Origin of the sequence: Mesorhizobium sp. M1A.F.Ca.IN.020.06.1.1 (assembly GCF_004023265.1) — a bacterium.
GTDB lineage: Bacteria > Pseudomonadota > Alphaproteobacteria > Rhizobiales > Rhizobiaceae > Mesorhizobium.
This window is the reverse complement of record NZ_RZSR01000989.1, coordinates 1-2,150: the sequence shown is the minus strand read 5'-3', so window position 1 is coordinate 2,150 and position 2,150 is coordinate 1. Positions and strand designations below refer to the sequence as shown.

Annotated in this window: 2 protein-coding genes; both read left to right on the top strand. The window is 63.4% G+C overall.

The genetic code is table 11. The features are described 5' to 3' along the window. Nucleotides 1-51: 51 nt before the first annotated feature. Nucleotides 52-1,197: a sn-glycerol-3-phosphate ABC transporter ATP-binding protein UgpC gene (gene ugpC / locus EOA60_RS29965; RefSeq protein WP_127334766.1), complete on the top strand. Its 1,146-nt coding sequence runs from the start codon at nucleotides 52-54 to the stop codon at nucleotides 1,195-1,197. Between the two features lie 28 nt (nucleotides 1,198-1,225). Then, nucleotides 1,226-2,150, top strand: a 925-nt coding sequence (locus EOA60_RS29960; protein ID WP_206628318.1) for a beta-galactosidase, incomplete at its 3' end; no start/stop codon positions are given.

Here is a 2,150-nt window from a genome sequence, read left to right as displayed (position 1 = left end):
GATGATCCGCGAACCCTGCCGCACCCGACACGCACGGAAAGGCGCCTCGAAATGAGCAGCGTGGAATTGCGAAAAGTCGACAAGCACTATGCCGGCTACCATGCCCTGAAGACGGTCGACCTGACGATCGAAAAGGGCGAGTTCGTCGTCATGGTCGGCCCCTCCGGCTGCGGAAAGTCGACATTGCTGAAGACGATCGCCGGGCTGGAAACCATCAACTCCGGCCACATCGTGATCAACGGGCGCGACGTCACCAGGGAAGAGCCCGGCGACCGCGGCATCGCAATGGTCTTCCAGTCCTATGCACTCTACCCACACATGACCGTCGCCGAGAACATGGGCTTCGGCCTGCGGATGGCCAACCGGCCCAGGACCGAGATCGACGCTGCCGTCAAACGCGCAGCACGGATCCTGCGTCTGGAGGAGCAGCTCGACAAGCGCCCGAAGCAATTGTCGGGCGGGCAGCGCCAGCGCGTCGCGATCGGTCGCGCGATCACCCGCTCGCCCGAGGTGTTCCTGTTCGACGAGCCGCTGTCGAACCTCGATGCCGCGCTGCGCACTCAGATGCGAGTGGAACTTTCGAGCCTGCACGCGCAGCTTGGATCGACGATGATCTACGTCACCCACGACCAGGTCGAGGCGATGACCATGGCCGACCGGATCGTGGTCCTCAACAAGGGCCGGATCGAGCAGGTCGGCTCGCCGCTGGAGCTCTACGCCAACCCTGCCAACATTTTCGTCGCGGGCTTCCTCGGCGCGCCACGCATGAATTTCATCGAAGCGAAAGCAGTGAGCGTCGAGGCATCCAGCGTCTCGGTAGCCGCCGCCGGCCTCCCTGCCATCACCTTGGATGGTATCGACGCCGGCGGCCTTTCGGCTGGTGATGCCGTGACCATCGGCATTCGTCCGGAGGCCCTGCGTGTCGTCGAGCCAAGCGACGACGTAATGCCGGCCTTCTCCAGCCAGGTCCGTCTGGTCGAGCAGTTGGGGCGCGAAACTGTCCTCTACGTCGACGGCTCTCCGCTTCAGACGACCAATTCCGACAGCGGCACCGGCAATTTCACGCTTCAGCTCAACAAGGTTTCTACCCTCGGCGTCGGCGCCGCGTTGCAGGTCGGCTTCGAAGCCGGCGACGCCTACCTCTTCGGCCCCGATGGCCGCACGCTCACGCCAAGAAAACCCGTCGCCTCGATCTGAACCTCGAAATTTCGAAAGTCCCATACGCATGAACCGCAAAGAGCCCGCTCCGCTATCCGTATGGCGGCCCCTCAATCTTGACCGCTTTCTGCTCGGAGCACCTCATTACCCCGAACATGTCGACGAAGGCTGCTGGCAGCGTGACGCCGAGCGCATGGCCGCCGCCGGCGTCAACACGGTGCGGATGGGAGAGTTCGCCTGGCACATTTTCGAGCCCCGCGAAGGCAAGTTCGAGTTCGGCCTGTTCGATCGGGCGATCGAACTTCTCGGCCGAGCGGGGATCGACACGATTATGTGCACGCCGACGGCCACCCCTCCCCGCTGGCTCACCGTCAACTACCCCGAAGTGCTGCGCGTTGACATAAATGGGCGGGCCTCGAGCCACGGATCGCGCCAGCATGCCGACACCACAAGCCCGGTATTCCGCGCCCACAGCCGCCGCATCACCCGCGCCATGGCCGAGCATTATCGGGACAACCCGCGTGTGATCGGGTGGCAGACGGACAACGAGCTCAACACCACGGTGTCGGAATCGTTCGCGCCTTCGACAAGGCTGGAGTTCCAGAAATACCTGCAGAAGGCCTACGGCACCATCGAGGCGCTGAACTTCGCCTGGGGCGGCCACTTCTGGGCGACGGCCTACGACGATTTCTCGCAGATCGACCTGCCGAGACCGCTCATGCCGTCCTACCCCAGCCCCGGCCATGTGCAGGACTACCATCGCTTTCTGGCCGCAGCGACCGCCGCCTTCCAACATGACCAGGTCGAGATCCTGCGTGCCGCCAATCCGGACTGGTTCATCTTCCACAATCTTGGCCAGCTTGCCGACATCGACTTCCGCGGTCAGTTCGGACAGGATCTCGATTTCATCGGCTTCGACATCTATCCGATGCTCTATGACGAGATGCGCCGAACCGGCGGGCATGCGGCGACCCAGGCCCTCCATCTCGACA